Origin of the sequence: Rhizobium sp. BK251 (assembly GCF_004345245.1) — a bacterium.
Lineage (GTDB): Bacteria > Pseudomonadota > Alphaproteobacteria > Rhizobiales > Rhizobiaceae > Rhizobium.
On record NZ_SLUQ01000009.1, the window covers coordinates 304,106 to 330,457 of the forward strand.

At 62.3% G+C, this 26,352-nt stretch carries 19 protein-coding genes; 17 read left to right on the forward strand and 2 right to left on the reverse strand.

All coding sequences use genetic code 11. The features are described 5' to 3' along the window. Positions 1–41: 41 nt before the first annotated feature. Together EV286_RS24165 and EV286_RS24170 are read left to right on the forward strand one after the other, a co-directional pair. Positions 42–1,760 (forward strand): adenylate/guanylate cyclase domain-containing protein, encoded by a 1,719-nt coding sequence (locus EV286_RS24165; RefSeq protein ID WP_132959722.1) that lies wholly within the window; start codon positions 42–44, stop codon positions 1,758–1,760. Between the two features lie 8 nt (positions 1,761–1,768). Continuing rightward, positions 1,769–2,647, forward strand: coding sequence for an FkbM family methyltransferase (locus EV286_RS24170; RefSeq protein WP_132959723.1), 879 nt, complete (start codon positions 1,769–1,771; stop codon positions 2,645–2,647). A gap of 6 nt (positions 2,648–2,653) precedes the next feature. On the opposite strand, the gene EV286_RS24175 is transcribed toward EV286_RS24170, so the two are convergent. After that, positions 2,654–3,133, reverse strand: coding sequence for a class I SAM-dependent methyltransferase (locus EV286_RS24175; RefSeq protein ID WP_132959724.1), 480 nt, complete (start codon positions 3,131–3,133; stop codon positions 2,654–2,656). A 127-nt stretch (positions 3,134–3,260) separates the two neighbouring features. Between EV286_RS24175 and EV286_RS24180 the strand changes: the two genes are divergently transcribed. Continuing rightward, positions 3,261–4,463 carry a DUF3095 domain-containing protein gene (locus EV286_RS24180; protein ID WP_132959725.1) on the forward strand — a complete coding sequence of 401 codons (1,203 nt, stop codon included), beginning with the start codon at positions 3,261–3,263 and terminating at the stop codon, positions 4,461–4,463. 9 nt (positions 4,464–4,472) lie between these two features. Here the strand turns inward: EV286_RS24180 and EV286_RS24185 are convergent, their stop codons facing one another. Further along, a complete protein-coding gene (locus tag EV286_RS24185; protein ID WP_245500812.1) occupies positions 4,473–5,816 on the reverse strand; it encodes a nucleotide sugar dehydrogenase in 1,344 nt (447 codons plus the stop codon). A 500-nt stretch (positions 5,817–6,316) separates the two neighbouring features. Here EV286_RS24185 and EV286_RS24190 point away from each other — a divergent pair, with 500 nt between their 5' ends. The 14 genes from EV286_RS24190 (at position 6,317) to EV286_RS24255 (ending at position 26,266) form a co-directional block, all read left to right on the forward strand. Beyond that, positions 6,317–7,663, forward strand: coding sequence for an adenylate/guanylate cyclase domain-containing protein (locus EV286_RS24190; protein WP_132959726.1), 1,347 nt, complete (start codon positions 6,317–6,319; stop codon positions 7,661–7,663). Positions 7,664–7,804: 141 nt separating this feature from the next. Further along, on the forward strand, positions 7,805–9,694 hold the full coding sequence (locus tag EV286_RS24195; protein WP_132959727.1) for an ABC transporter ATP-binding protein: 1,890 nt from the start codon (positions 7,805–7,807) through the stop codon (positions 9,692–9,694). Beyond that, complete coding sequence (locus EV286_RS24200; RefSeq protein ID WP_132959728.1) at positions 9,688–11,595, forward strand: ABC transporter substrate-binding protein; 1,908 nt, start codon at positions 9,688–9,690, stop codon at positions 11,593–11,595. Before EV286_RS24195 ends, EV286_RS24200 begins: the two co-directional genes overlap by 7 nt. Position 11,596: 1 nt before the next feature. Next, positions 11,597–12,595 carry an ABC transporter permease gene (locus EV286_RS24205; protein ID WP_132959729.1) on the forward strand — a complete coding sequence of 333 codons (999 nt, stop codon included), beginning with the start codon at positions 11,597–11,599 and terminating at the stop codon, positions 12,593–12,595. Further along, positions 12,592–13,767 carry an ABC transporter permease gene (locus EV286_RS24210; protein WP_132959730.1) on the forward strand — a complete coding sequence of 392 codons (1,176 nt, stop codon included), beginning with the start codon at positions 12,592–12,594 and terminating at the stop codon, positions 13,765–13,767. The genes EV286_RS24205 and EV286_RS24210 overlap by 4 nt, the downstream gene beginning before the upstream one ends. 102 nt (positions 13,768–13,869) lie before the next feature. Beyond that, positions 13,870–15,075, forward strand: coding sequence for a glycosyltransferase family protein (locus EV286_RS24215; RefSeq protein ID WP_132959731.1), 1,206 nt, complete (start codon positions 13,870–13,872; stop codon positions 15,073–15,075). A gap of 12 nt (positions 15,076–15,087) precedes the next feature. Further along, a complete protein-coding gene (locus EV286_RS24220) occupies positions 15,088–16,335 on the forward strand; it encodes a glycosyltransferase family 4 protein (protein ID WP_132959732.1) in 1,248 nt (415 codons plus the stop codon). Then, positions 16,332–17,468 carry a glycosyltransferase gene (locus EV286_RS24225; protein WP_132959733.1) on the forward strand — a complete coding sequence of 379 codons (1,137 nt, stop codon included), beginning with the start codon at positions 16,332–16,334 and terminating at the stop codon, positions 17,466–17,468. The genes EV286_RS24220 and EV286_RS24225 overlap by 4 nt, the downstream gene beginning before the upstream one ends. Before the next feature lie 214 nt (positions 17,469–17,682). Next, complete coding sequence (locus tag EV286_RS24230) at positions 17,683–20,397, forward strand: ABC transporter ATP-binding protein (protein WP_132959734.1); 2,715 nt, start codon at positions 17,683–17,685, stop codon at positions 20,395–20,397. A gap of 39 nt (positions 20,398–20,436) precedes the next feature. Then, entirely contained in the window at positions 20,437–20,904 is a 468-nt protein-coding gene (locus tag EV286_RS24235) for a cyclic nucleotide-binding domain-containing protein (RefSeq protein WP_132959735.1), read from the forward strand. Between the two features lie 186 nt (positions 20,905–21,090). After that, positions 21,091–22,311, forward strand: a complete 1,221-nt coding sequence (locus tag EV286_RS24240) for an MHYT domain-containing protein (protein ID WP_132959736.1) — start codon at positions 21,091–21,093, stop codon at positions 22,309–22,311. A gap of 163 nt (positions 22,312–22,474) precedes the next feature. Next, entirely contained in the window at positions 22,475–23,338 is an 864-nt protein-coding gene (locus tag EV286_RS24245) for a xanthine dehydrogenase family protein subunit M (protein ID WP_132959737.1), read from the forward strand. A 10-nt stretch (positions 23,339–23,348) separates the two neighbouring features. After that, entirely contained in the window at positions 23,349–23,849 is a 501-nt protein-coding gene (locus tag EV286_RS24250) for a (2Fe-2S)-binding protein (RefSeq protein WP_132959738.1), read from the forward strand. Beyond that, positions 23,846–26,266: an aerobic carbon-monoxide dehydrogenase large subunit gene (locus EV286_RS24255; protein ID WP_132959739.1), complete on the forward strand. Its 2,421-nt coding sequence runs from the start codon at positions 23,846–23,848 to the stop codon at positions 26,264–26,266. Before EV286_RS24250 ends, EV286_RS24255 begins: the two co-directional genes overlap by 4 nt. Positions 26,267–26,352 lie beyond the last annotated feature (86 nt).

Here is a 26,352-nt window from a genome sequence, read left to right on the forward strand (position 1 = left end):
TCAATGCAGTTGTGAACCGATACCCTCAAGAACCGCGATCGATGACCACGCAAGTCCAGACACCTCTTCTCTCCGAGCAGTTCGTGCGCAACGCACGACTGGGGTCTGGCCTTCTCATCTTCCTTTTCGTCGTCCTGCATCTGACGAACCACTCGCTCGGGCTGATCTCGCTTTCCGCCGCCGAGGAGGGTCGGCAATGGTTCGTCATACTGTGGCGCAATCCGCTCGGCACGCTCGTCTTCTATGGCGCAGTGGTCGTCCACGTCTTGCTCGTGCTGCGCTCGCTCTATCTCAGGCGCAGCCTCGTGATGCCGATAAGCGAAGCCCTCCAGATCATTGTCGGCCTGTCGATTCCGGTGATCCTGATCGACCATGTCGTCGGCACGCGGATCGTCCACGAGCTCTACCGCTACTCCGACACCTACCACACGATCATACGGCTGCTTTGGATCTCCTCGCCGTTGAACGGCGCGCGCCAGGCCCTGGCGGTGGTGGCCGCTTGGTTCCACGGTTGCATCGGCGTGCACTACTGGCTGCGCTATCGTCCCTGGTACGGGCGGGCCGCGCCCTGGCTGCTGACACTTGCGATCCTGCTGCCGGTCCTTGCGCTGCTCGGCTTCGCACAGATGGGCCGCACGCTGGAGGCGGAGATCGAGGAGGGTGGTAATCCCAGCGGCTACTATGGCGAATCCCAAAATTATGGTGGCTCGCGCAGTTATTACGGTTCCCGAGAGGCCGACGCCGAAATCGCACGCATCCGGGTCATTCTCTATGGATCCTTCGCCTTCGCTGTCCTGAGCGTCGTTGCGCTGCGGACCCGTCGCAAGCTCAAGGAACGGGCAAACCTCATCGCCGTGCGCTATCCCGGCGGCGAAATCGTGCGCGTGCCGCGTGGCTTCACGGTGCTCGAGGCAAGCCGGCTGGGCGGACTGCCGCATTATTCGGTCTGTGGTGGCAAGGGGCAATGCTCCACCTGCAGGGTGCAGGTCATCGAGGGCGCTGCCTCGCTGCCCGCCCCGGGGCCGATCGAGAGACACACGCTCCACCGCATCGCCGCCGGCCCCGACGTCCGCCTCGCCTGCCAGCTTCGACCGGTCGCCGATCTCAGCGTTGCGCCGCTCCTGGTTCCGGCGCCGGAAGGCGACATTCCGGCAAACAGCGTTACGGCCAATCCCGGCCGGGAGCACGAGATCGTGGTCCTCTTCTGTGACCTGCGCAGTTTCACGATGCTGACCGAAACGCGACTGCCCTTTGACATCGTCTTTCTTCTCAATCGTTATTTTGCCGTTGTCGGGCAGGCTGTGGAGCAGGCAGGCGGTCGGGTCGACAAGTTCATCGGCGATGGCGCGATGGCTCTCTTCGGCCTGAACGGAACGGCCGCGGACGGCTGTCGCCAGGCGCTCGCCGCTGCCGCGCGCATCATCGAGGAGATCGACAGGCTCGACAAGGAGCTCTCAGAAGAGCTTACCTTGCCGTTGAGGATTGCGATCGGCATCCATACCGGCCCGGCCGTGGTCGGCACGCTGGGCTATGGCAGGGCGCGCAACCTGACGGCGATCGGCGACACCGTCAACGTGGCGAGCCGCCTGGAATCCGTCGCGAAGGAATACGATGCCGAGCTCGTCATTTCCGAACCGGTCGCCGCCCTTTCCGGCGTCGACGTTTCCGGAATCGACAGCCATGACATCGCCATCAGAGGCAGGAGCGGACCGCTGAAGATCTACGTGGTTCCCAAGGAAAAAAGCGGCGTATTCGCCTGAAGGATGCAATGGGCCCCGATCGCAGACGACTGACGGCAAAATTCTGGAAGCGCCGGCTCCGCAAGGTGAGGAACCGTGTGGCAAGCTGGTTCTTCGATACGCGCTTCGGCCGCGAACTGCTGATTTCTAATATCGGTCCACGCGTAACGTCGATGACGGTCGATGGCGGCGATCACCTGATGAGCTTCTCGCCCTCCGACTATATCGGCCGCAAGGTCTTTCGGAAGGGGCATTTCGAGCGCGATCGCGTCAAGAGCCTCATCGCCGTGCTGAAGGAGAAGAAGCTCTATCGCGACGAGGGCGTGCTCCTCGAGCTCGGCGGAAATATCGGGACGCAGACCGTCTATTTCGCGCTCGACAGCGGCTACCGGCACATTGTCAGTGTCGAGCCGGATCCCCGCAACTTCGCGCTCCTGCGGGCGAACATCGCGCAGAATGGCCTTGGCGAACGGGTGACGCTTGTCAATTGCGCGGCAGGCGAGACCTCGGGCGAGATCGATTTCTTTCTCCACGGCAGCAATCACGGCAAGAGCAGCGCGATCCGCCAGAGTGCCGCCGATAGGAGGATCGTCGTGCCGGTGCGCCCGGTCGGCGATATCCTTGCGGATGCAGGCACGTCCCTCGACGCGGTCGGTCTCGTCTGGATGGATATCGAGGGGTATGAGCCCGTCGCCTGCCGTTCGATGGAGCGGCTGATGGAGCGCAGGGTGCCGCTCTACATGGAGTTCACGCCGGTCTTTTACGGCGCTGGGGCCGCATCGTTCGTCCAGTATCTTGCCGAATTCTACGACGAGTGCCTCGTCTTCTTCGAAGAAGAGCAGAGGCAGATGAAAGTGGCGGATATTCCGATCGACCGGGAGCAGTTCGACGTCCTGCTGCTGCGCTGAGTTTTCTCAGACCCGCCGGTAGAGGAAGTAGCGGCCTTCCTTGACCGTCGCCGGCAGCGGCAGCGGACGGAGCGCCGGATGGTCGAGCGGCAAGCCGCTGACGGCGATGCCGCCTGACACCACGACGCCGGCCATCAGTTGCGGCAGCCAGGTGAGCGTAATCGCGTCCAGCCCGTCATGGCCGGTGCCGATGTCGGCATGGGCAAGTGCCGCGCCGATGCCGACATAGGTCTGGGCCGTTTCCCTTATTTCGCCGATCACCATGTTCTCGCCCTCGGGCGTCGAGGTGGCGAAGGAGCGCACCTCCCGGTCGAAGGCGATGATGCGTCGCCCCGGAAAATGCTCACGCAGATGGTCATAGGTGCGGCCGTTGCCGAGGCCGAGCTCGAGAATCGGCCCCTCCACCGCGGCCACCATGTCCGGGAGCGTGTCGAGGATATCGCGCTGTGCCGTCAGTCGGCGGATGAAGCTGTCGAGGCGGCTCATGAGTTGCTGGGGCTCGTTGTCATGGCAAGGAGATCCCGATTAGCATAGGGCCCTCGGGAAAGTCGATCAGTGGCCGCGGCAAAAATCGCGTAGCGGCGAAAGACGCGGTCTGTGCTAGACTCGGGCCATGAAAGAAGCCCCTGCCGATACCTTCTACAGGAGCCTCCCCGTCTTCACGCGTTTCGAAGGCGTGGCGGACGCCGACAACTATAGCCCCCTACCGGAGGACTGGATCCTGGCCCTTGCAGATATCGTGGGATCCACGTCTGCACTCGAGGCCGGCCGCTACAAGGATGTAAACATGGTGGGTGCGAGCGTCATCTCCGCCGTGCTCAACGCCGTCAACATGGGCGACTATCCTTTCGCTTTCGGAGGCGACGGCGCCTTGCTCGCCCTGCCCTCCTGCTTCGAACAGCAGGCGCGGATGGCATTGGCAGCGGTCCAGGTATGGGCAGGCGAGGAGATGGGTCTCACGCTGCGCATCGCCGTCGTGCCGATCGGCGACATTCGCCGGCAGGGTCTCGATGTCCGTGTCGCCCGCTATGGCGCAAGCCCGAACATTTCCTACGCCATGTTCGCCGGCGGCGGCGCAAGCTGGGCGGAGGCGGAGATGAAGAGGGGTAATTACGGTGTCGAGCCGGCGGCGCCGAGCACGCGGCCGGATCTCGCCGGGCTCTCCTGCCGTTGGAATCCGATCGGCGCCAGCAATGGCGAGATCGTCTCGATCATTGCTGTCTCGGCCCAGCCCGACGCATTAAAGGAATTCCAGGACCTAGTCGGCGCCATCATCGCCGTGACAGCGGAGCAGAACAGGAACGGCCATCCCGTGCCCGAGGAAGGGCCGGATGTAAGCTTCTTCTCGCAGAACGGCGTCGAGAGCGAAGTGAAGGCGACCGCGCCGAAAGGCAAGCGCTTCCGCCGCCGGCTCGTCATTCTCTGGGAGGTCTTCCTCGCCATATTCCTGCAGATCTCCAACATCACGATCAGCACCTTCAACTTCCGGGCCTATCGTCGCGAGGTGTCGCAGAATTCCGATTTCCGCAAGTTCGACGACGGGCTGAAGATGACGATCGATGTCGACGAAGAGCATCTGCGGCGGATCGAGGCGCTCCTGGAAGAGGCAGAGCGCAGGGGTATCTGCCATTACGGCCTGCATCGGCAGGATTCGGCGCTGGTGACTTGCATCGTCCCTTCGCCGCTCCTGCACGACCATATCCATTTCATCGACGGTGCCGGCGGTGGCTATTCGATGGCGGCAAGCCGGATGAAGGCGAAGAAACCGCCCGCGCGCGAAGCGGGAGCGGCGATCGCGCTGCCCGTCTCGCCCTGACCCCAGCCGTCACGCCTTGATGATATGGTCGGCTGACAAACCCCATCGCGCAAAGACGTTCCGCGTGTCGATGATCAGCGGCGACCATCGAGCGATCGCCGCATAGTCGACATCGTCGTGGTCCGTGGCGATCAATACCGCGTCGCAGGCCTTCACCGTTTCTTCCGTCAGGGTGACCGACTTGCGTCCCTTGAGGGCCTGGTATTCGCGGGTCGAGGGAATTTCCGGCACGAAGGGATCATGATAGTCGGCCCTTCCGGCGCGTTCCTCGATCACCTCGATCAGCCGCAGGGACGGGCTTTCCCTGATGTCGCCGACGTTCTTCTTGTAGGCAAGCCCGACGACCAGCACCCGCGAGCGGCTGAGCGCCTTGCCGGAACGGATATCGAGTGCCTCGGCAAGCTTGCCGACGACATAGCGCGGCATGGCGGAGTTGATTTCGCCGGCAAGCTCGATGAAGCGCGTCGGAAGCTCGTATTCCCGCGACTTCCAGGTGAGATAGAAGGGATCGATCGGGATGCAGTGCCCGCCGAGACCGGGCCCCGGATAGAACGGCATGTAGCCGAACGGCTTGGTCTTCGCCGCGTCGATCACCTCCCAGACGTCGATTCCCATCGCCGCATAGACAGTCTTCAGTTCGTTGACGAGCGCGATGTTGACCGAGCGGAAGATGTTTTCTGTGAGCTTCACCGCCTCGGCCGTGGCATTGGAGGAGACCGGCACGACCGTCTTTACCGCCGCGCCGTAGAAGGCCTGCATCAGCGCCAGCGCATCAGCGCCGTCGCCGGCCACGACCTTCGGGATCGTTGCGGTGTGGTAGTCGCGGTTGCCGGGGTCCTCGCGCTCCGGTGAGAAGCCGAGGAAGAACTCCGCGCCTGATTTGAGGCCGGTCTTTTCCAGGATCGTCTTGACGATGTCGTCGGTGGTGCCTGGGTAGGTAGTCGATTCAAGCACGATCAACTGGCCGGGGCGCAGCCGCGCGGCGATCGCCCGGCTTGTTGCCTCCACGAAAGAAAGGTCGGGATCACGGTGCTTGGTCAGCGGCGTCGGCACGCAGATGACGACGATGTCGCAGGCAGCAAGCTCGGCAAAATCGGTCGTCGCCCCGAATCGTCCCGCATCCCGTTCGGCTGCGAGCGCGTCATCGCTCACCGCGTCGATGTAGGAGCGTCCCGCATCGAGGGATACGATCTTGGCGGGATCAATGTCGAAGCCTGTCACCGGAAAGCCGGCGCGTGCGACGGTGATGGCGAGCGGCAGGCCGACATAGCCGAGGCCGATGATGCCGGCGCGGGCACTGCGCGTTTCTATCCTGCCGAGGAGGGTTTCGAAGTGGGGAGAACGGTCAGCCAATGTCATCTCGCTGCGGTCGGGCGTGGGTCCGGAAAGCTGTGCATATTGCACACCGGATCCTGATCTAGAGCAATCTTGGAATGAAGGAAACCCGCGTCGCCCGCCCGCGACAGGGCGTGCCCGCCCGGAGAGCCGCTGCCCCATCCTCGCCTTAATTGGCTCGCATCAACCACAGCACCGCGAAGGTGATTCAATGTGCGCTTATTGTAGCGCACCCGAAAAAAATCATCGCGAAACCCATTGTTTAAGACCGCCCGCATGCCTACTTGACGCTTAACATTGGATTTTTTTGCTGAAAGAAATGCTCGCCCGGCCCTTTTTCCCCCAAGGGACGTGCCGGACGAGTGGTGGCGCCGGAAATGTCCGGCACCGTGTTTAGACATAATACCGTTTGTTCATCCTGACCCAGTGCCTCCTGCCCCGCGCATGAACGATGCGTGCGCGTGCAGCGCGTTTCGGCCGGACCGAACCGACGTGCTTTCTGAGGATTACAACCAGGAATGAGCACTATCGAAGCCAGCGTTTCCGCCACTCTTCTGGACCGGGTTGCCGAATGGCTGACCCAGGCCTCCTTGGCCGGGCAGGATCTGGAAACCATTGTCCGCGGTTTCTGCGAACGCATCGCTGCGGCGGGTCTTCCCATCGCGCGCGTCCATCTCACTTTCTCCATGCTGCATCCGCTCTATGACGCGCTCGGTTTCACCTGGCGGCGGGCGAGCGGCGTCACGATCGAGGGATACCGGCACTCGGCCGGTAGCAAGCCCGACCGTTTTCTGCAGAGCCCCTATTATCACCTGCTCGACAACAACCTGCAGCATCTGCGCCGCCGCATCATGCCGGAAGGACCGTCCGAATTCCCCATCTTCGATGATCTCCGTAAGGACAGGATCACCGATTACCTTGCCTTCGTGCAGCCCTTCGGCGACGATTCCGTGCAGGGGATGATGGGCTCCTGGTCGACCGACAGCCATGGCGGCTTCAGCGACGACATGATCGCCGCGCTGCTGCGCATGCAGAACCATCTGGCCGTCGCGGCCAAGATGGCCGTGCTCGGCAAGCTCGCCAATAACATGCTGACGACCTATCTGGGCGGCGACGCCGGCAAGCGCGTGCTCAACGGCCAGATCCGCCGCGGTGACGGCGAGACGATCCGCGCCGCGCTCGTCATGGGCGACATGCGCCAGTCGACTGTATATGCGGAGAAGGAAGGGCGTCAGGCCTATATTGACACGCTGAACGAGTTCTTCGACGCCATTGCAGCGCCCTTCAACCGCAACGGCGGCGAGATCCTGAGCTTCCTCGGCGACGGGTTCCTGGCGGTCTATCCTTGCGGCCGGCACAAGGATCCGTCCAAGATCGCCTGCGAGGCCGCGCTGTCTGCCGTCAACCAGGCGCAGGCGCGCGTTTCCGAACTCAACAACGAGCGCCAGCAGAAGGGCTTCAGCGCCGTGCGCTACGGCATCGGGCTCCATGTCGGCAACGTCATGCTCGGCAATGTCGGCTTGAAGGACAGGCTGACCTTCTCGGCTTTCGGCTCTGCCGTCAACGAGGTGCAGCGCCTCCAGAGTCTCACCAAGAAGTACTCCCGCGAAGTCATCGCGAGCCAGGCCTTCGCCAGCTATTGCGGTGGCGACTGGACCACACTCGGCGAGGAAAAGCTGCGCGGCGTACGCCAGAAGGTCACTGTGCTGCAGCCTAGGCCGGCCCAGCCGCCGCTTCGTCTGGAGGACAGCTTCAAGGAAGCGTCGCATGACGGCCTTTCGGAGGCCGAACAGGTGATCCTGCTGCATCGCGACGCGAAGAAGCAGGCAACTGCGCGTCCGCAACTCGAGAAATTCATGCAGTAATTGCAGGCGACTACGCCCTTTGGCTGTGACATATCCGGCGGCCCTCCCCGGCCGCCGGCGGCCAACTGGACACCCTGTTTTCTGTAAGATAGTGTGCCTGAAAGAGCCGCACTTGGTACGCGATCGGGGAAATTCTTTGGCATGGCGTCTGGGACTGATTTGCTGCGTATCGAGAATCTTGACGTCTCCTTTTCGATCTTCGGGGATCAACTGCGCGTGGTCAGAGGCGCAAGCCTCAGGGTGCTGCCCGGCAAGGTGACGGCGCTCGTCGGCGAGTCCGGCTCGGGCAAGTCGATCATCAGCCAGAGCATCATGGGCATCCTCCCGGCACCGGCGAAGGCGACCGGCCGCATCCTCTTTACCGACCCGCTGAACGGCGAAACCACCGACGTCATTCCGTTGCCGCGTGACGGCATCGAGATGCGGACACTGCGCGGCAGCCGCATGGCGAAGATCTTCCAGGAGCCGATGACCTCGCTCTCGCCGCTGCACACGGTCGGCAACCAGATCAGCGAGGTGCTCCGCATCCATACGGAGCTCGATAAGGACGAGAGGCGGTCGCGCACCGAAGAAATGCTGGGTCTCGTCGGCTTTCCCAATCCGCACCGCACTTACGACATGTATCCCTTCGAGCTCTCGGGGGGCATGCGCCAGCGCGCCATGATCGCCATGGCGCTGATATGCAAGCCGGCGCTCCTGATCGCCGACGAGCCGACGACGGCGCTCGACGTCACCATCCAGGCCCAGATCCTCGACTTGCTGCGCGAGCTGCAGAGCAAGCTCAATATGGCAGTGCTGCTGATCACTCACGATCTCGGTGTCGTGGCCAACATGGCGGACGAGGTCGTCGTCATCTATCACGGCGAGATCATGGAAGCCGGCCCGGTCGAGACAATCTTCAGAAAGCCGCAGCATCCCTACCTCAAGGGGCTCATGGCGGCCGTACCGCATTTCGACATGAAGCCGGGCGAGCGGCTGAAGGCGCTGCGTGAGATTCCGATCAATATCGACACGCTGCTCGGCAACAAGAAGAAGCAGGAGCCGACCGGTCCCGAGACGCTTCTTTCGGTGCGAAACCTTTCAAAGACCTATGGCACGCGAAAGCGCGGCATTTTCAAGCCGCGCGACGCCACGGTGTTCCGGGCCGTCGATGACGTCAGTTTCGATATCCGCCGCGGCGAATGCCTCGGGCTCGTCGGCGAAAGCGGCTGCGGCAAGACCACTGTCAGCAAGATCCTCATGCGCGCCATTACCCCGGACACAGGCTCCGTGACGCTGCATGACGGCAATGAGAACATCGACGTGCTGGCGGCGCGCAACGGCGACCTGCAGGAGCTGCGCACGAAGATCCAGATGGTGTTCCAGGATCCGGTTTCCTCGCTGTCGCCGCGCATGACCGTGCGCAACATCCTGAGCGAGCCGTTCGAGATCCACGACATGGGCGACAGCGCCTACCGCAAGGAGAAGGTGGAAGGTCTGATGCGCGCTATCGGCCTCGACCTCAGATATCTGAACCGCTACCCGCACAGCTTCTCCGGCGGTCAGCGCCAACGCATCGGCATCGCACGCGCCCTCGCCCTCGGGCCGAAGCTTCTTATCCTGGACGAGCCGGTCTCCGCGCTCGACGTTTCCGTGCAGGCACAGATCCTGAACCTTCTCAAGGACCTGCAGAAGCAGCTCGGCCTCACCTATCTGTTCATCTCGCACAATTTGGCCGTAGTAGACTATATCGCCGACCGCATCGCGGTCATGTGCAAGGGCCGGATCGTCGAGATCGCGCCGCGCGAGATCATCCTGCGCGATCCCGTGCACCCCTATACGCGATCGCTGCTGGCGGCCGTCCCATTCCCGGACCTCGACCGGCCGCTGGATTTCAAGGCGCTGCATGCCAACGGCGCAGCGGACAAGCAGAGCTGGGGCGAGGACTTCCACGAGGAAAATCCGGAAGGCCTTGCCTTCGCCGATCTCGGCGGCGGCCATCTGGTGCGCGCCCGCCGAGGCGCCAATGCACAGGAACTACGCTCGTGGTAACGCGCAGAACCGTTCTCGGCATGCTTGGTTCGGCGCTGATCGGCGGCGCGGCACGCGCCGCCGATCGCGACAACGAGCCTGAATTCCTGCGCCCGTGGCTGCGGGCGGGACAGGTCCCTCCCCTTCCTGACCGGCTTCCGATGAGGCCGCGGATCATCAATATGAAGGAGCTGGGGCGCGTGCCCGGCGAATATGGCGGCACGGTCCGCACGATCATCGGCAGCGCACGCGACATCCGCTACATGACCGTCTACGGCTATTCGAGGCTCGTCGGATATGACGACAGGCTTTCGCTGCACGCGGATATCCTTGAGGACTTTAAGGCCGAGAACGATACGGTCTTCACCTTCACGCTCCGCGAAGGCCACAGGTGGTCGGATGGCGCCCCCTTTACCGCCGATGACTTCCGCTACTGGTGGGAAGACGTCATCCTCAACAAGGAGCTGACGCCGGGCGGTGGGGCGCTTGAGCTTCGCCCGCACGGCAACCTCCCCCGGTTCGAGGTCCTAGACGAGGTTACTGTCCGCTACAGCTGGGACCGCCCTAACCCGAATTTCCTGCCGAGCCTCGCCGGCCCGCTGCCGCTCGTCATCTATGGTCCGGGGCACTACCTGAAGCAGTTCCACAAGAAGTATCAGGACGACTTCCGCATGTCGGCGCTGATGAAGGAAAACCGCGTCAAGAAATGGGCCGACCTCCATATCAAGATGGCGCTTGCGTCGCGACCGAACAATCCGGAATTGCCGACGCTCGATCCCTGGCGCAACCGCACCGCGCCTCCGGCTGATCAGTTCATATTCGAGCGGAACCCCTTCTTCCATCGCGTTGACGAGAACGGGCGCCAGCTTCCCTACATCGACAAGTTCGTCCTGAACGTCAGTTCGTCGTCGATCATAGCAGCGAAGGCGGGCGCGGGCGAAAGCGACCTTCAGGCGACGGGCCTCGACTTTTCCGACTACACCTTCCTCAAGGAGGCGGAGAAGCGCTTTCCGGTGAAGGTGGATCTGTGGAAGCTCGCGCGCGGTTCACGGCTCGCGTTGCTGCCGAACCTCAATTGCGCCGATCCCGCCTGGCGCAGCCTCTTCCATGATGTCCGCTTCCGCCGCGCGCTCTCGCTTGCCATAGACCGCCATGAGATCAACATGGTGGCCTTCTACGGGCTCGGTACGGCGAGCGCCGACACGGTGCTGCCGGAGAGCCCGCTCTTCAAACCGGAATACGCCGACGCCTGGATCGATTTCGATCCGCAGCAGGCAAATGCATTGCTGGACGAACTTGGACTGGAGAAGCGGGACGATAATGGCATTCGGCTCCTGCCGGACGGACGGGCAGCTGAGATTACGGTCGAGACGCCGGGCGAAAGCACGCTCGACACCGACGTGCTGGAGCTGATTACGGACCACTGGCGCAAGGTCGGCATCGCGCTTTACACCCGCACCTCCCAGCGCGACATCTTCCGCAGCCGCGCCATGGCAGGCAGCATCATGATGTCGATCTGGTATGGCCTGGACAATGGTGTCGCGACGGCCGACATGTATCCCGGACAGCTGGCGCCGACCGTCGACGACCAGATGCAATGGCCGCTCTGGGGCATGTACTATCTTTCCGGCGGCACGCAGGGCACCGCGCCGGACATTCCCGAAGTGACCGAGCTCGTGACCCTTCTGAACCGCTGGGGCGATACAGCGCAGCACCAGGAGCGCGCGGATATCTGGCACCGGATGCTTTCGATCTATACCCAGCAGGTATTCTCCATCGGCCTGATCAACGGCACGCTGACGCCCCTCCTCCGCTCGGCCCGCCTGCAGAACATGCCCGGCAAGGCACTCTACGGCTTCGACCCCACCTGTTATCTCGGCATCTACCTGCCGGACACTTTCTGGCTGAAGGGGGAGGTGTGACGTGCTGAGATACATTATATGGCGCATCGCCGCGATGGTGCCGACCCTTCTGGTGATTTCGGCACTGGTCTTCACGATCATCGAACTGCCGCCGGGTGACTTCTTCCAGAGCCAGATCGCCGAACTGCAGGCACAAGGCGAAAGCGCCAACCTACAGGAAATCGAGGAGCTTCGCCATCAATATGGCTTCGACCAGCCCGCGGTTGTCCGCTATTTCTACTGGCTTGGCGGCATGCTGCATGGTGATTTCGGCTATTCCTTCGAATATCAGCTGCCGGTCTCGGACGTCGTGGGGGACCGGCTTTGGCTCACGATTCTCGTTTCCTTCACGACGATCCTGCTGACATGGCTGATCGCGTTCCCGATCGGCATCTATTCGGCGACCCATCAGTACAGCTGGGGCGACTACGGGCTGACCTTCCTCGGGCTTCTTGGCATCGCCATCCCGAACTTCATGCTGGCGCTGATCCTGATGTATTTCGCCAATGTGTGGTTCGGCCTGTCGATCGGCCATTTGATGGACCAGCAATATCTCAACCAGCCGATGAGCTGGGACAAGGCGAAGTCGATCCTGGGACATCTGTGGATCCCCGTCGTCATCGTCGGCACCGCGGGCACGGCAGGCATGATCCGCCGCCTGCGCGCCAATCTGCTCGACGAGATGCAGAAGCAGTATGTCGTGACCGCCCGTGCGAAAGGCCTGCATCCGATGCGGGCGCTGATAAAATATCCGCTGCGCATGGCGCTTAACTTCTTCGTGGCCGATATCGGCTCGATCCTGCCCTCCATCATATCCGGTGCCGAGATTGTCGCGATCGTGCTGTCGCTCGAAACGACCGGGCCGATGCTGGTGAAGGCCCTGCAGAGCCAGGACATGTATCTTGCCGGATCGTTCCTGATGTTCCTTGCCTTCCTCAACGTCATCGGCGTGCTGATATCGGACATAGCGCTCGGGTTCCTCGATCCGCGTATTCGGCTGCAAGGCAGGAGCACCAAGTGACAACGCCCCTACCCGAACCCGGCGCACCCCTGACCCACTACGTCTCGTCGGCGCCCTTCGATCCGATGCTGCTCGAGACCGGTTCGGCGACGCAGACGCGCTTTCACCGTGCCTCGCAGAAGCAGCTCATGTGGTGGAAGTTCAAGCGCCACCGGCTCGCTTACTTCTCAGGCATCTTCCTGCTGCTGCTATACGGCTCGATCGCGATCGCCGAATTCCTTGCGCCATACAATCTTCACACGCGCAACGTGGACTTCATCTACTCTCCGCCGCAACGCGTGCATCTTTTCCATGACGGCAATTTCGTAGGGCCCTTCGTCTACGGCCGCTCGATGACGCTGGACATCAACTCGCTGAGACGCATCTATTCCGACCAGCCGAATGACGTGCAGCCGATCCGCTTCTTCTGCAGAGGCGATTCCTACCGCTTCTGGGGTCTCGTGGAATCCAATCTCCATCTGGTTTGCCCGGCCGTGGGCGGACAGATGTTCCTGCTCGGGACCGACAGGCTCGGCCGCGACGTACTGTCGCGCATCATCTACGGCGCCCGCATCTCGCTGACGATCGGCCTCATCGGCATCAGCATCAGCTTCATGCTCGGCATCATCATCGGCGGTCTTGCCGGCTATTGGGGCGGCCTTTTCGACCTGATCGTGCAGCGCCTGATCGAGGTGCTGCAATCACTGCCGTCGCTGCCGCTCTGGATGGCGCTGGCGGCGATCATGCCCGTGACCTGGAGCCCGATCCTCGTCTATTTCGGGATCACCATCATTCTTGGCATCATCGACTGGACCGGGCTTGCCCGCGCGGTCCGTTCGAAACTTCTGGCGCTGCGAGAGGAAGACTATGTGGTCGCCGCCCAGCTGATGGGCGCGAGCACGCCGCGCATCATCGGACGGCACCTCATCCCAGGCTTCATGTCCCACCTCATCGCGTCCGCTACCATTTCCATTCCCGGCATGATCCTCGGCGAGACCGCTCTCAGCTTCCTTGGCCTAGGCCTGCGGCCGCCGATTACCAGCTGGGGAATATTGCTGACCGAGGCGAAAAGTGTCAGCATCATCGCATTCTATCCGTGGTTGTTGTTCCCGATAATACCTGTTGTTCTCGTGATTTTGGCGTTCAATTTCCTCGGAGACGGGTTGCGTGATGCGGCTGATCCCTACAAGTAAACAAGGATCAGGCGGACGGACCGCCGCGTGCCGCCGCAACGACTCCGAGTCTTTCCCACGGAGGACGTTGCAGAAATGACATTTCCCCCAGAGGTTCTGCCTATGTTAAGGCGTTTGGAAGATGCTCGAATCCTCATGTACAGCCACGACACTTTCGGTCTTGGCCATCTGCGGCGTTGCCGCGCGATCGCTCATGCGCTGGTCGAGGACTATCGCGGCCTCAATATCCTGATCATTTCGGGCGCCACCATCGCCGGCGCCTTCGACTACCGCGCCCGCGTCGACTTCGTCAAAATCCCGAGTGTGATAAAGCTCCGCAACGGCGAATACACGTCGCTTGCGAGCCATATCGACCTGCACGAAACGCTGAAGATGCGTCAGTCGAGCATCCGGCACACGGCGGAGACTTTCGAACCCGACATCTTCATCGTCGACAAGGAGCCCATGGGGCTCAAGGGCGAAGTCGAGGAGACGCTATCCTACCTGAAGTCGCGCGGCACGATCCTCGTGCTCGGCCTCAGGGAAATCATGGACGCGCCGCATCTTCTCGACGCGGAGTGGAAGAGGAACGACACGCTCCAGAAGATCGACCATTTCTATGATTCCATCTGGGTCTACGGGCCGCCGGACTTCTACGATCCGCTGGTGGGGCTAGACGTTCCTGCCGGTGTTCGTCGGAAGATGGATTTCGTTGGATTTCTTCAACGAAGCGTCCCCCTGCAGGGTGGCAAGTCGGAGCACGTCCCGAATGAGGACTATATCCTCATTACCACGGGCGGCGGTGGCGATGGCGCGGACCTCGTTCACGACGTGCTGAATGCCTACCAGGCGGACCCAACACTGCGACAGAAGGCGCTGATCGTGCTCGGGCCCTACATGCCCGGCTCCGAGCGCGCCAGGCTTGTGCAGCAGGGCGAAGCCATACCCTATGTCGAAGTGATCGAGTTCGACAACCGCATGGAGGATCTGATCGCCGGTTCGAAGGCTGTCGTCGCCATGGGTGGCTACAACACCTATTGCGAGATCCTCTCCTTCGACAAACCGGCGCTGATCGTGCCGCGCGTCAGGCCGCGCGAGGAGCAGCTTTTGCGGGCTCGCCGCGCAAGCGAACTCGGGCTCGTGGAGATGCTCCTGCCCGAAGAATCCGCCGATCCGCTGCGGCTTGCCGAGGCGCTGAAGCGGCTGCCGGAGCGCGCGCCGCCGTCCAAGAGCGGGGAAAACATGCGTCTCGAAGGCCTCACGCATATTTCGCGCACTGTCGGCAACTGGCTCGACAATCGCGGGCGCCGGCTTTCCGTCGCCGAGTAAAGGTTCACACCCTTGTCAGACCGCAAGAAGATCCTTGTCGTCCTGAAAGGCTATCCGCGCCTCTCGGAAACCTTCATCGCCCAGGAATTGCTCGGCCTCGAGCGCGCCGGCTTCGACCTGACGTTGATCTCGATGCGCAAGCCGACGGACAAGAAGCGCCACCCGGTACATGACGAGATCAAGGCACGCGTCGTCTACCTGCCGGAATATCTTCACCAGGAGCCGGTCAGGGTCTTGCGGGCCTTCCTTGCCGGTCGCGGGAAGGCGGGCTTCAAGCCGCTGATGAAGCGCTTCTGGGGCGATCTCCGCCGCGACCTCAGCCGCAACCGGTTCCGTCGTCTCGGCCAGGCGCTAGTGCTGGCGCATGAGTGGCCGGACCACGGCGAATGGCTGCATGCGCACTTCATTCACACGCCGGCCTCGGTGACGGCCTATGCGAGCATCATGACGGACGTTCCCTGGACCTGCTCCGCCCATGCAAAGGACATCTGGACTTCCTCCGATTGGGAGCTGACGGAAAAGCTGCATGATGCGCGATGGACGGTGACCTGCACGCGCAGCGGTTTCGACCATATGCGCGAGCTCACGGACCGCAAGGATCGGGTTCACCTGAGCTATCACGGGCTGGACCTCGCCCGGTTTGGCCATTTCGGCGGAGAGCACTCGAGCCGCGACGGTTCGCAGCCCGAGCATCCGGTCTTCATTCTCAGCGTCGGGCGAGCCGTGGAGAAGAAGGGCTTCGACACGCTCCTGCACGCGCTCGCACTCTTGCCGAAACAGCTGAATTGGCGCTTCGAGCATATCGGCGGCGGCGATGAACTGAAGAAGCTCAAGCCGCTCGCGGCGAAGCTCGGTCTCGAAGAGCGCATTCGCTGGCGGGGCGCCCTGGCGCAGGAAGACGTGCTAGACGCCTATCGCCGCGCGGATATTTTTGCGCTTGCCTGTCGCGTGGCCTCGAATGGCGACCGCGACGGATTGCCGAACGTGCTCGTCGAAGCCTCGAGCCAAAGGCTTCCCTGCATTTCCACCAATGTCTCCGGCGTGCCGGAACTGCTAATCGACGGCGAAAACGGCCTCGTCGTTCCGCCGCAGGATCCTCAGTCATTGGCCGTGGCGCTCGAAAGGGCGATACGCGACCCCGAGCTGCGTCGTCGCCTCGGCGATGCCGCGGAGATCCGCGTGCGCGAGCATTTCGACCATCATTCCAGCATCCATCAACTGGCCCGGCTCTTTGAACAGGAATGGCGGAAATCCGCATGAGCGCACCCCGCGTCTTCTTCTACGTGCAGCACCTGCTCGGCATCGGCCATCTTGCCCGTGCAAGCCGAATTGCCGCCGCGCTGGCGGACGATGGCTTCGACGTAACCGTCGTCACCGGCGGGCTACCCGTCCCCGGCTTTCCCGGTGAAGGCGTCAGGTCCGTGGAGCTGCCGGCCGTTCTTGCCGCGAGCGCGGGTTTCAAGGGTCTTGCCGACCGCGACGGAAAAGAGACCGACAAGGCGTTCCTTGAAAATCGCCGGGATCTTCTGCTGCGGGCTTTCGAGGAAGCTAGGCCCGACGTCGTTATCATCGAGGCCTTTCCCTTCGGAAGGCGCCAGATGCGCTTCGAGCTGTTGCCGCTGCTCGGCGCGATCGAGGCGGCAGACCCGCGGCCGAAACTTCTGACATCGGTGCGCGACATCCTGCAGCAGCAGAAGAAGCCCGGCCGGGACGAGGAGACGGTTGCGCTCCTGAAAGCGCATTTCGACGGCGTGCTCGTCCATGGCGACCCGACTTTCGTAAGGCTAGAGGAGACATTCCCTCCAACCGCGGAGATTGCCGACCGGATCAGCTATACCGGTCTCGTCGCCGCCCCTCCGCCACCTCCCGCAGCGGAGAAATTCGACATCGTCGTTTCGGCGGGCGGCGGCGCGGTCGGGCGCGAATTGATCAGCGCTTCGCTGGATGCGGCTCGCCTCATGCCTGGCAGCCTGAATTGGTGCCTCGTTTCCGGACCGAATCTGCCGGAGGGCGATTTTTCGGCGCTGGAGGCGGATGCGCCGGCGAATGTCAGGCTGGTCCGTTTCCGCAAGGATTTTCCTTCGCTGCTCGGCGCCGCCGAGCTCTCCATATCCCAGGCCGGCTACAACACGGTCTGCGACCTGATGCGGGCCGGCTGCCGCTCGCTGCTGGTGCCGTTCACGACCGGTGGCGAAACAGAGCAGGCAGTGCGTGCCTCCCGGCTCGAGCGCCTCGGTCTTGCGACGGCGCTTCCCGAAAGCGGGCTTACTTCAGTGATGCTTGCCGATGCCGCGCAAGCATCGCTGGCACACCCGAAACCTCGCATCCAGGGGCTCGATCTCGATGGGGCGCGAAAGACGGCAGAACTGATACGCGGAATGCTGCGACAATAATCGGGTGGCTTCTTCGTCTCGAGCGTTTCAAAATCCTGTGATATGACGTCTTTTCTTGCGAGAATCGGATAGAAGCCGCTAAATGTCGCGCGCCCTTCTTCTCATTCTCCGGCATTGACAGGCCGGTCGCGATGACGTTCCTCTTCATCTGTCCATTGTTTTGTTCCGCTTGCGGATTCAAGACCCAGTTCAGCCAGGGCATACACGGTTAACGATGGAAAAAAGCCTAGCACGCTACATTTGGACGAATACTCGCCTCCAGCAGCTTTGGATTCTGCTGGTCGTGTTCGTCTCGATGATCCCCTACTTCCTCTCCTTCGATCTACCCAAGCAGATCGTCAACGGTCCGATCCAGGGCGAGGGTTTCGAAAGCCCGGGCGCGACGCAAACCTTCATGCACATCGCCTACGACCTGCCGATCGTCGGCCATGTCGAAATATTCCAGGGCCTGCAGCTCAACCGCTTTCAGATGCTGATCGCGCTTAGCCTCGTCTTCCTGTTGCTGGTCGTGCTGAACGGCCTCTTCAAGTTCTACATCAACACCTACAAGGGCCGGCTCGGCGAGCGCATGCTGCGGCGCATCCGCTTCGAGCTTATCGACCGGGTGCTGCGCTTCCCGCCGTCCCAGTTCAAGCGGGTGAAATCGCCAGAGATCGCGACGATGATCAAGGACGAGGTGGAACCGCTCGGCGGCTTTACCGGCGATGCTTTCGTGCAGCCTGCTCTGCTCGGCGGACAGGCATTGACAGCCCTCATCTTCATCATTCTCCAGAACTTCTGGCTGGGCATGATCGCCGCCGGGATCGTCGGCGTGCAGGCCGTCGTCATCCCGCGCATGCGCAAGCGGCTCCTGGAACTCGGCCGGCAGCGGCAGTTGACGGCGCGCGAGCTTTCCGGCCGCGTCGGCGAGATCGTCGACGGCATCGGCACGATCCATAGCCACGACACCTCCAACCTCGAGCGCGCCGACATCGCCGCAAGGCTTGGACGCATTTTCTCGATCCGCTACGACCTCTATCAGTGGAAGTTCCTGGTCAAGTTCATCAACAATTTCCTGGCGCAGATCACGCCCTTCCTGTTCTACGCCATCGGCGGCGCACTGGCGCTGCAGGGGCGGCTCGACATTGGGCAGCTGGTCGCCGTCATCAACGCCTACAAGGACCTTCCCGGGCCGCTGAAGGAGCTCATCGACTGGGACCAGGCGCGCCAGGACGTGCAGGTGAAATACGCGCAAGTCGTTGAGCAGTTCAATGTTGAAAAGCTGATCGACGCGCGCATCCAGGAGGTCGCGCCGGATACCGTCGGGCCGCTCAGCCACGCGCTGGTCGCCACGAACCTGACCATCGCCGACGACACGGGTGCGCGCATAGTGGATCACGTGTCGGTCGAGATCAATCCGAACGAGACCGTCGCGATCGTCGGTGGTAACGGCAGCGGCGGCGAAGCGCTTGCCGAGGCCTTCGGCCGTCAGGTCTGGCCCGAAAGCGGTCGCATCACCATCGACGGAAAGGATATTCTCGACCTGCCGGAATCGATCACGGGCCGGCGCATCTCCTATGCCTCGGCAGACGTCTATTTCTTCCACGGGACGCTGCGCGACAATCTCCTCTACGGTCTCAAGCACGCGCCGCTCAAGGCGGCCGATCCCTTGGCGCCGCATTTGATCGACTATCCCTGGGACATTTACGAGGCACGCCGGGCCGGCAATCCGGAGATGGACGTCAACAGCGACTGGGTCGACTACGTCTCGGCCGGCGCCAGCGGTCCGCACGACCTGCTGAAGGCGATCCGCCCCGTACTCGACGCCGTGATCATTTCGCAGGACATTCTCGAACTTGCCGTGCGCTCGAACGTCGATACCGTGGCGCATGCCAGTCTCACCGAGCGCATCGTAGAATTGCGCATGGCGCTGCGGCAGCGGCTGCGCGACGAAAATCTCGACGATCTCGTCGTGCCCTTCGAATTCGACGCCTACAACACGCAGGCAACCGTTGGCGAGAACCTGCTATTCGGCACGATGCGCCGTCCGATGATGAATAACCGAAGGCTTGCGGCGCATCCCTATTTCCAGCGCCTGTTCCGCAATACCGGCCTCAGCGCTATGCTCTATACGATGGGTCTCGAGATTGCGGAAAATACGGTGGAACTGTTCCACGACCTGCCGCCGGATCATCCGTTCTTCCAGCAGCTGACGTTCATGACATCAGAGGATATCCCGCACTACCAGGCGCTGCTGCAGAAGCTGCAGGGACGCAGTATCGAGGAGGTATCCAACGAGGATCGCGCGAGCATCACGCGCCTGAGCTTCGCCTACATCGAGCCGCGGCATCGCTTCGGTCTCCTGACCGACGAGCTGATGGCGAAGATCGTGAGCGCCCGCAAGCAGTTCCACGAGAACATCCCGGCCGACCTCAAGGCGGTGATCGAGCGTTATGATTTCGAACGCTTCACCTCGTCCGCAACCCTGATGGATAACATGCTCTTCGGCCGCCTCTCGGTTCAGCAGGCTGATGCATCCGAGCGCATCCGCGCGATCATGCGCGATGTCTTCGCCTCGCTGGATCTCTACGACGACGTGCTTTCGATAGGCCTTGATTTCGACGTGGGTTCTGGCGGAAGGCGGCTCACCAGCGTCCAGCGACAGAAGCTCAACCTCGCCCGCGCGTTGCTGAAGCGCTCGGACTACTTCATCTTCAACCGGCCGCTGCCCGCGCTCGACCAGCGCGTACAGGACCAGATCATCCAGAATGTGATGTTGAACCTGCACAAGGAAGGGCACGAACCTTCGATCGTATGGGTATTGCCGAACGCAGCTGTTTCGGGTCTGTTCGACCGCATTCTGCTTTTCGATCGCGGAAGCCTTGTCGAGACCGGAAACTACACGGAACTCTTGGAGAAAAATGCTATGTTCAAGGAACTGTTATCGTAATATTCTATGAGTGCCGAGGAGATGAACAATGGAGCGCTCATGCTTCTGAAAGACGAAGTCGAAATGTTGAGGCGGGTGCCAATTTTCGCCCGCATTGCGCCGGCAAAGCTCAAGCTTCTGGCATTCACCTCCGACCGCGTCAGCTATAGGGCCGGGCAAGACCTGTTCCACCAGGGAGATACCGGCGACGCGGCTTATGTGGTTCTCTCAGGCACTGCAGATATCATCGTCGATTCTCCCGCTGGCGAGATCAAGGTAGCGGATGTCGAGCTGAATGCGCTTGTCGGTGAGATTGCGATCCTCTGTGATGTGTCGCGTACGGCGACCGTAAGGGCGACATCGTCTCTCGAGGTGCTGCGCATCAGCAAGGATCATTTCCTCAAGCTGCTCAGCGATTTCCCGGAGATGGCCGTCGAGATCATGCGTGTCCTGGCAGACCGCCTGAACCACACGACGACCGAACTGACCGCTGCCCGCAGTCGCCAGCCGGAGCCCACGATCCAGTAAGCTCCTGCCATGGCCTCCAGGCTGTGCGGCGCTTGCGGTTTTCAGGCGATGCCTGTCACGGCTATGCCTGCTGCCTTGTGACGCTCGCATGCCGTCAGGCTCTCGCTTGCCAAGTGTCACAGTCTCTGTAAACTTTCGCCGAGGAGATGGCCGGCTGCAGGGGGAAGTTCGCCGGCCGAAGGCATCATGTTTGCAGGGCACAATCCCTATCTGGTCGCGCTCTCGGTCGCGGTCGCGATTCTGGGTGGCTATACCGGTTTCGGACTTGCAGCGCGCATCCGCGCCACCAGCAATGCAAGCAGGCGCCTGCTGCTTGCGGGTGCGGCGATCTTCCTGGCGATCGGGATATGGACGATGCATTTCGTCGGCATGCTTGCCGCGCCCATTCCCGCCGATGCCGTCTATCTCGTGCTGCCGACCTTCGTTTCCTTTCTCATCTGCGCTCTCGTCGTCGGCATCTCGCTCTTCTTCGTCAGCATCGGCGAGCCGTCGAACCTGCGGGTGCTGGCGGCTGCCCTTTTTCTCGGCGGCGGCATCGTCTCCATGCACTATGTCGGCATCCACGGGCTGCAGGGGAACTTCACGATTGTCCACGAGCGTTCGATGGTCGTCCTGTCGATCCTCGTCGCGGTCGTCGCCGGCTACGGAGGCTTGCGCATCTATCTCGCCCGGCAGGGCGGCGTCCGGCTGGCGCTGAGCGCGGTCGCCTTCGGCATCGCTGTCTCCGGCATGCATTATACCGCGATGTACGGCATGCGTTTCGGTCCGGCCCTGGCAGGAGGCATGGACCACCACCTGATGGGCGGCGGTCTTGTCGCCTCCGCCCAGGCGCTGTCGTTGATCGTCGCGCTTCTCTGTTTTCTCATCGCGGGCGGCTTCCTGCTTTTCCTCGTACCGGAGGCAAGGCCCAGAATGGTTGTGGCAGCCGACAATGGCGAAGACGAGTCCCCGGGGGATTGGACTGTGCGTCGTCCCGTGATCGTGACCGCACCCCTTGCCGGCATCGGCCAACCGCCGCGGCCATCCGTCTCGCGTGTCCCGGTCGAAAGCGCCGACGGCACGCATTTCATCGATGTCGCGGACATTCGCGGCATTCGCGCCGACGCGCACTATACTCTCGTCAACGACGGCACGCGCGAGCGCATGTGCCCCTGGGCAATCTCCGAGGCGGAAAGCCAGCTATCCGGCGGCAACTTCATGCGCGTCCACCGCAGCCACATCGTCTCGCTTTTGCACATCGCCTTCATCCGCAAGGAGGGCGACGGCGCCGTCGTCGAACTCGACGGGCCGGTGCCGCATCTCGTCCCCGTCAGCAGGGCGAAGATCGCCGAGTTGAAATCCCGACTCGGGCTCACGCGCCGCAACGGTGCCGCCGCCGGCAACGGCGAGATGGGTCATAATCCCTGACGCAGTTCGTGCGCGAGAGACCGCGTTTCGTGTGAATTTTCGCTCCTCGTGACGCTGCGTAACCCTGCGGCTTGAATGTCCTCCAATGCGGGATGAACCTCCTCGAAACGTCCGCAATCGGCGCCAGACGGACGAAAGCCAGACGGACGAAAGGAGGAAGCCTATGATACCCGGCCCATTCAGTTACCATCGCCCGGCAACGGTAGACGATGCCGTCAAACTCTTGTCTTCGTTAGGAGAAGATGCGCGGCCGCTTGCAGGCGGGCACAGTCTGATTCCGATGATGAAACTCAGGCTCGCCACACCCGAGCACCTCGTTGATCTGCACGGGATCGCGAGCCTTAAGGGCGTGCGGCGAGACGGTGGCCGGATGATTATCGGCGCTATGACCACGCAGCATGAACTGCTCGCCTCGCCCGAGATCGCTTCGGCCTTTCCCATTCTGAAGGAGACCGCGCTGCAGATCGCCGACCCACAGGTGCGCTATCGCGGCACGATCGGCGGCAATGTCGCCAATGGAGATCCGGGCAACGACATGCCGGCCCTGATGCTGACGCTCGACGCGAGCTACCGGCTCGAAGGGCCGGACGGTTCACGAGACGTCGCTGCAAGGGATTTCTACCAGGGAGCCTACTTCACGGCGCTCGAGCCTGGCGAACTCCTGACCGAAATCTCCGTCCCGGTTCCCCCAGCAGGGCACGGCTATGCCTATGAAAAGCTCAAGCGCAAGATCGGCGACTATGCCACTGCGGCAGCCGCGGTGATGCTGACCATGGCCGGCGGCAAGGTTGCGACCTGTTCCATCGGGCTTACCAATCTCTCCGAGACGCCGCTGCTGGCTGAGGATGCGGCGAAGGCGGTGATCGGCACCAGCCTCGACGATGCGACGCTCGCGAAGGCGGCTGATCTGGCGCGCAGCATCATGACGCCGGCCGCCGATGGCCGCGGACCCGTCGAATATCGCAAGCATGTCGGCGGCATCATGGTGATGCGGGCGCTGAAGCGCGCCGCCGCTCGCGCTGCCTGAGGAGACACAGATGGCAAAGATCCAGGTAAAGATGACGGTGAACGGGACGGAGGTCGAAGGCCTCGTCGAGCCGCGCACGCTGCTTGTCCATTTCATCCGCGAAAATCTCTCCCTCACGGGCACGCATATCGGCTGCGAGACGACCCATTGCGGCGCCTGCACTGTCGATATCGACGGCATGTCGGTAAAGAGCTGCACCATGTTCGCGGTCCAGGCCGACGGTTCCGAGATCACCACGATCGAGGGCATAGCCAATGCCGACGGCACGCTTGCCGCCCTGCAGGAAGGCTTCCGTATGATGCACGGCCTGCAATGCGGCTTCTGCACGCCGGGCATGATCACCCGTGCCCACCGGCTGCTTCAGGAGAATCCGACCCCGACCGAGGAGGAGATCCGTTTCGGCATTGCCGGTAATCTCTGTCGCTGCACCGGCTACCAGAACATCGTCAGGGCAATCCAGTATGCCGCCGCCAAGATGAACGGCATCGAGTTCGAGGAGGCCGCAGAATGAACGACATGACTCCCACGCGGGAACAACGCGAGGCTCGCCTCGAAGGCATGGGCTGCAAGCGCAAGCGCGTCGAAGACATCCGCTTTACGCAAGGCAAGGGCAACTACGTCGACGACGTGAAGCTGCCCGGCATGCTCCACGGTGATTTCGTGCGCTCGCCGCATCCGCATGCGCGCATCAAGTCGATCAACACCGAGAAGGCGCTGAAAGTGCCGGGCGTGTTGGCGGTCATCACCGCCGAGACGCTGAAGACGGTCAACCTCGCTTGGATGCCGACGCTCGCCGGCGACGTGCAGATGGTGCTCGCCGACGGCAAGGTGCTGTTCCAGAACCAGGAAGTGGCCTTTGTGGTCGCGACAGATCGCTACGCCGCCGATGACGGCATCAACGCGGTCGAGGTCGACTACGAGGCGCTCCCCGTCCTGGTCGATCCGTTCAAGGCGATGGATGCCGACGCGCCGGTGCTTCGGGAAGATCTTGAAGGCAAGACGACCGGCGCCCACGGGCCGCGCAAGCACCACAACCACATCTTCGAATGGACGGTCGGCGACAAGGACCTGACGGATGCCGCCTTCCGTAAGGCGGAGGTAACGATCAAGGAGATGATCTCCTATCACCGCACCCACCCCTCGCCGCTCGAAACCTGCCAGTGCGTCTGCTCCTTCGACAAGATCAAGGGCGAGCTGACCATCTGGGGGACCTTCCAGGCGCCGCACGTCATCCGCACGGTGGTGGCGCTGATCGCCAAGATTCCTGAGCACAAGATCCATGTGATCTCGCCGGATATCGGCGGCGGCTTCGGCAACAAGGTCGGCGCCTATCCGGGCTACATCTGCTCGGCGGTCGCCTCGATCGTCACCGGCAAGCCGGTGAAATGGGTCGAGGACAGGATCGAGAACCTGACCAGCACCTCCTTTGCCCGCGACTATCACATGACGACGGAGATCGCCGCGACGAAGGAAGGCAAGGTCACGGGCCTTCGCGTGCATGTGCTCGCCGATCATGGCGCCTTCGATGCCTGCGCCGATCCGTCCAAATGGCCGGCCGGCTTCTTCAACATCGTCACCGGCTCCTACGATTTCCCGGTCGCGCATCTGGCGGTCGACGGGGTCTATACCAACAAGGCGCCGGGGGGAGTGGCCTATCGCTGCTCTTTCCGCGTCACGGAGGCTGCCTACTGCATCGAGCGGGCGATGGACATTCTTGCCCAGAAGCTCGGCATGGATCCGGCGGAACTCAGGCTCAGGAACTTCATCAGGCCGGAGCAGTTTCCCTATAACTCCGCGCTCGGCTGGGAATATGACTCCGGCGACTATCATACCGCCATGAGGAAGGCGCTGAAGACGGTCGACTACACCGAACTGCGCAAGGAGCAGGCGGCAAAGCGTGAGGCCTTCAGGCGCGGCGAAACCCGCGAGATCATGGGTGTCGGCGTCTCCTTCTTCACCGAGATTGTCGGTGCCGGCCCCTCCAAGAACTGCGACATCCTCGGCATTGCGATGTTCGATAGTTGCGAGATCCGCCTGCATCCGACCGGCGCGGGCATCGCCCGCGTGGGCACGAAGAGCCAGGGCCAGGGTCATGAGACGACTTGGGCGCAGATCATCGCCACCGAGATCGGCATTCCCGCCGATGACATCATGGTCGAGGAAGGCAACACCGACACCGCGCCCTACGGGCTCGGCACCTACGGCTCGCGCTCGACGCCGGTCGCGGGCGCGGCGATCGCCATGGCGGCGCGCAAGATCAAGGCAAAGGCGCAGATGATCGCGGCCTATCTGCTCGAAGTCCACGAGGACGACCTCGAATGGGACATCGACGGCTTCCGCGTCAAGGGCCTGCCCGAACGCTTCAAGTCGATGAAGGACATCTGCTGGGCTGCCTATAATTCCGTGCCTCCAGGCATGGAGCCGGGCCTCGAGGCGGTCAGCTACTATGACCCGCCGAACATGACCTATCCCTTCGGCGCCTATATCTGCGTCATGGACATCGACGTCGACACGGGAGTCTACAAGGTACGGCGCTTTTACGCGCTCGACGATTGCGGCACCCGAATCAACCCGATGATCATCGAGGGCCAGGTGCATGGCGGCCTGACGGAAGCCTTCGCGATCGCGATGGGCCAGGAGATCCGCTACGACGAGAACGGCAACGTGGTGACCGGCTCGTTCATGGATTTCTTCATGCCGACGGCCGTCGAGACACCGCATTGGGAGACGGACTTCACCGTCACGCCCTCGCCGCATCATCCGATCGGGGCGAAGGGCGTCGGCGAAAGCCCGAATGTCGGCGGGGTTCCATGCTTCTCCAATGCCGTCAACGACGCGTTCTCCTTCCTCGGCTCGACCCATATCCAGATGCCGCATGATTTCTGGCGGAACTGGCAGGCGGCCAAGAAGCTGGGCGCAGTCGCCTGAGCGAGGCAGACACTATGCCGAAGCTCCCTCCCGAGCCTGACCGTGAAAGCCCTCTCTCCCAGCGTGGGGAGGGGGCGAAGAACCCG

Coding starts and splice junctions, on each gene's coding strand:
- EV286_RS24165 (WP_132959722.1), top strand. CDS start 42: ATGACCACGCAAGTCCAGACACCTCTTCTCTCCGAGCAGTTCGTGCGC.
- EV286_RS24170 (WP_132959723.1), top strand. CDS start 1,769: ATGGGCCCCGATCGCAGACGACTGACGGCAAAATTCTGGAAGCGCCGG.
- EV286_RS24175 (WP_132959724.1), bottom strand. CDS start 3,133: ATGAGCCGCCTCGACAGCTTCATCCGCCGACTGACGGCACAGCGCGAT.
- EV286_RS24180 (WP_132959725.1), top strand. CDS start 3,261: ATGAAAGAAGCCCCTGCCGATACCTTCTACAGGAGCCTCCCCGTCTTC.
- EV286_RS24190 (WP_132959726.1), top strand. CDS start 6,317: ATGAGCACTATCGAAGCCAGCGTTTCCGCCACTCTTCTGGACCGGGTT.
- EV286_RS24195 (WP_132959727.1), top strand. CDS start 7,805: ATGGCGTCTGGGACTGATTTGCTGCGTATCGAGAATCTTGACGTCTCC.
- EV286_RS24215 (WP_132959731.1), top strand. CDS start 13,870: ATGTTAAGGCGTTTGGAAGATGCTCGAATCCTCATGTACAGCCACGAC.
- EV286_RS24225 (WP_132959733.1), top strand. CDS start 16,332: ATGAGCGCACCCCGCGTCTTCTTCTACGTGCAGCACCTGCTCGGCATC.
- EV286_RS24230 (WP_132959734.1), top strand. CDS start 17,683: ATGGAAAAAAGCCTAGCACGCTACATTTGGACGAATACTCGCCTCCAG.
- EV286_RS24235 (WP_132959735.1), top strand. CDS start 20,437: ATGCTTCTGAAAGACGAAGTCGAAATGTTGAGGCGGGTGCCAATTTTC.
- EV286_RS24240 (WP_132959736.1), top strand. CDS start 21,091: ATGTTTGCAGGGCACAATCCCTATCTGGTCGCGCTCTCGGTCGCGGTC.
- EV286_RS24245 (WP_132959737.1), top strand. CDS start 22,475: ATGATACCCGGCCCATTCAGTTACCATCGCCCGGCAACGGTAGACGAT.
- EV286_RS24250 (WP_132959738.1), top strand. CDS start 23,349: ATGGCAAAGATCCAGGTAAAGATGACGGTGAACGGGACGGAGGTCGAA.
- EV286_RS24255 (WP_132959739.1), top strand. CDS start 23,846: ATGAACGACATGACTCCCACGCGGGAACAACGCGAGGCTCGCCTCGAA.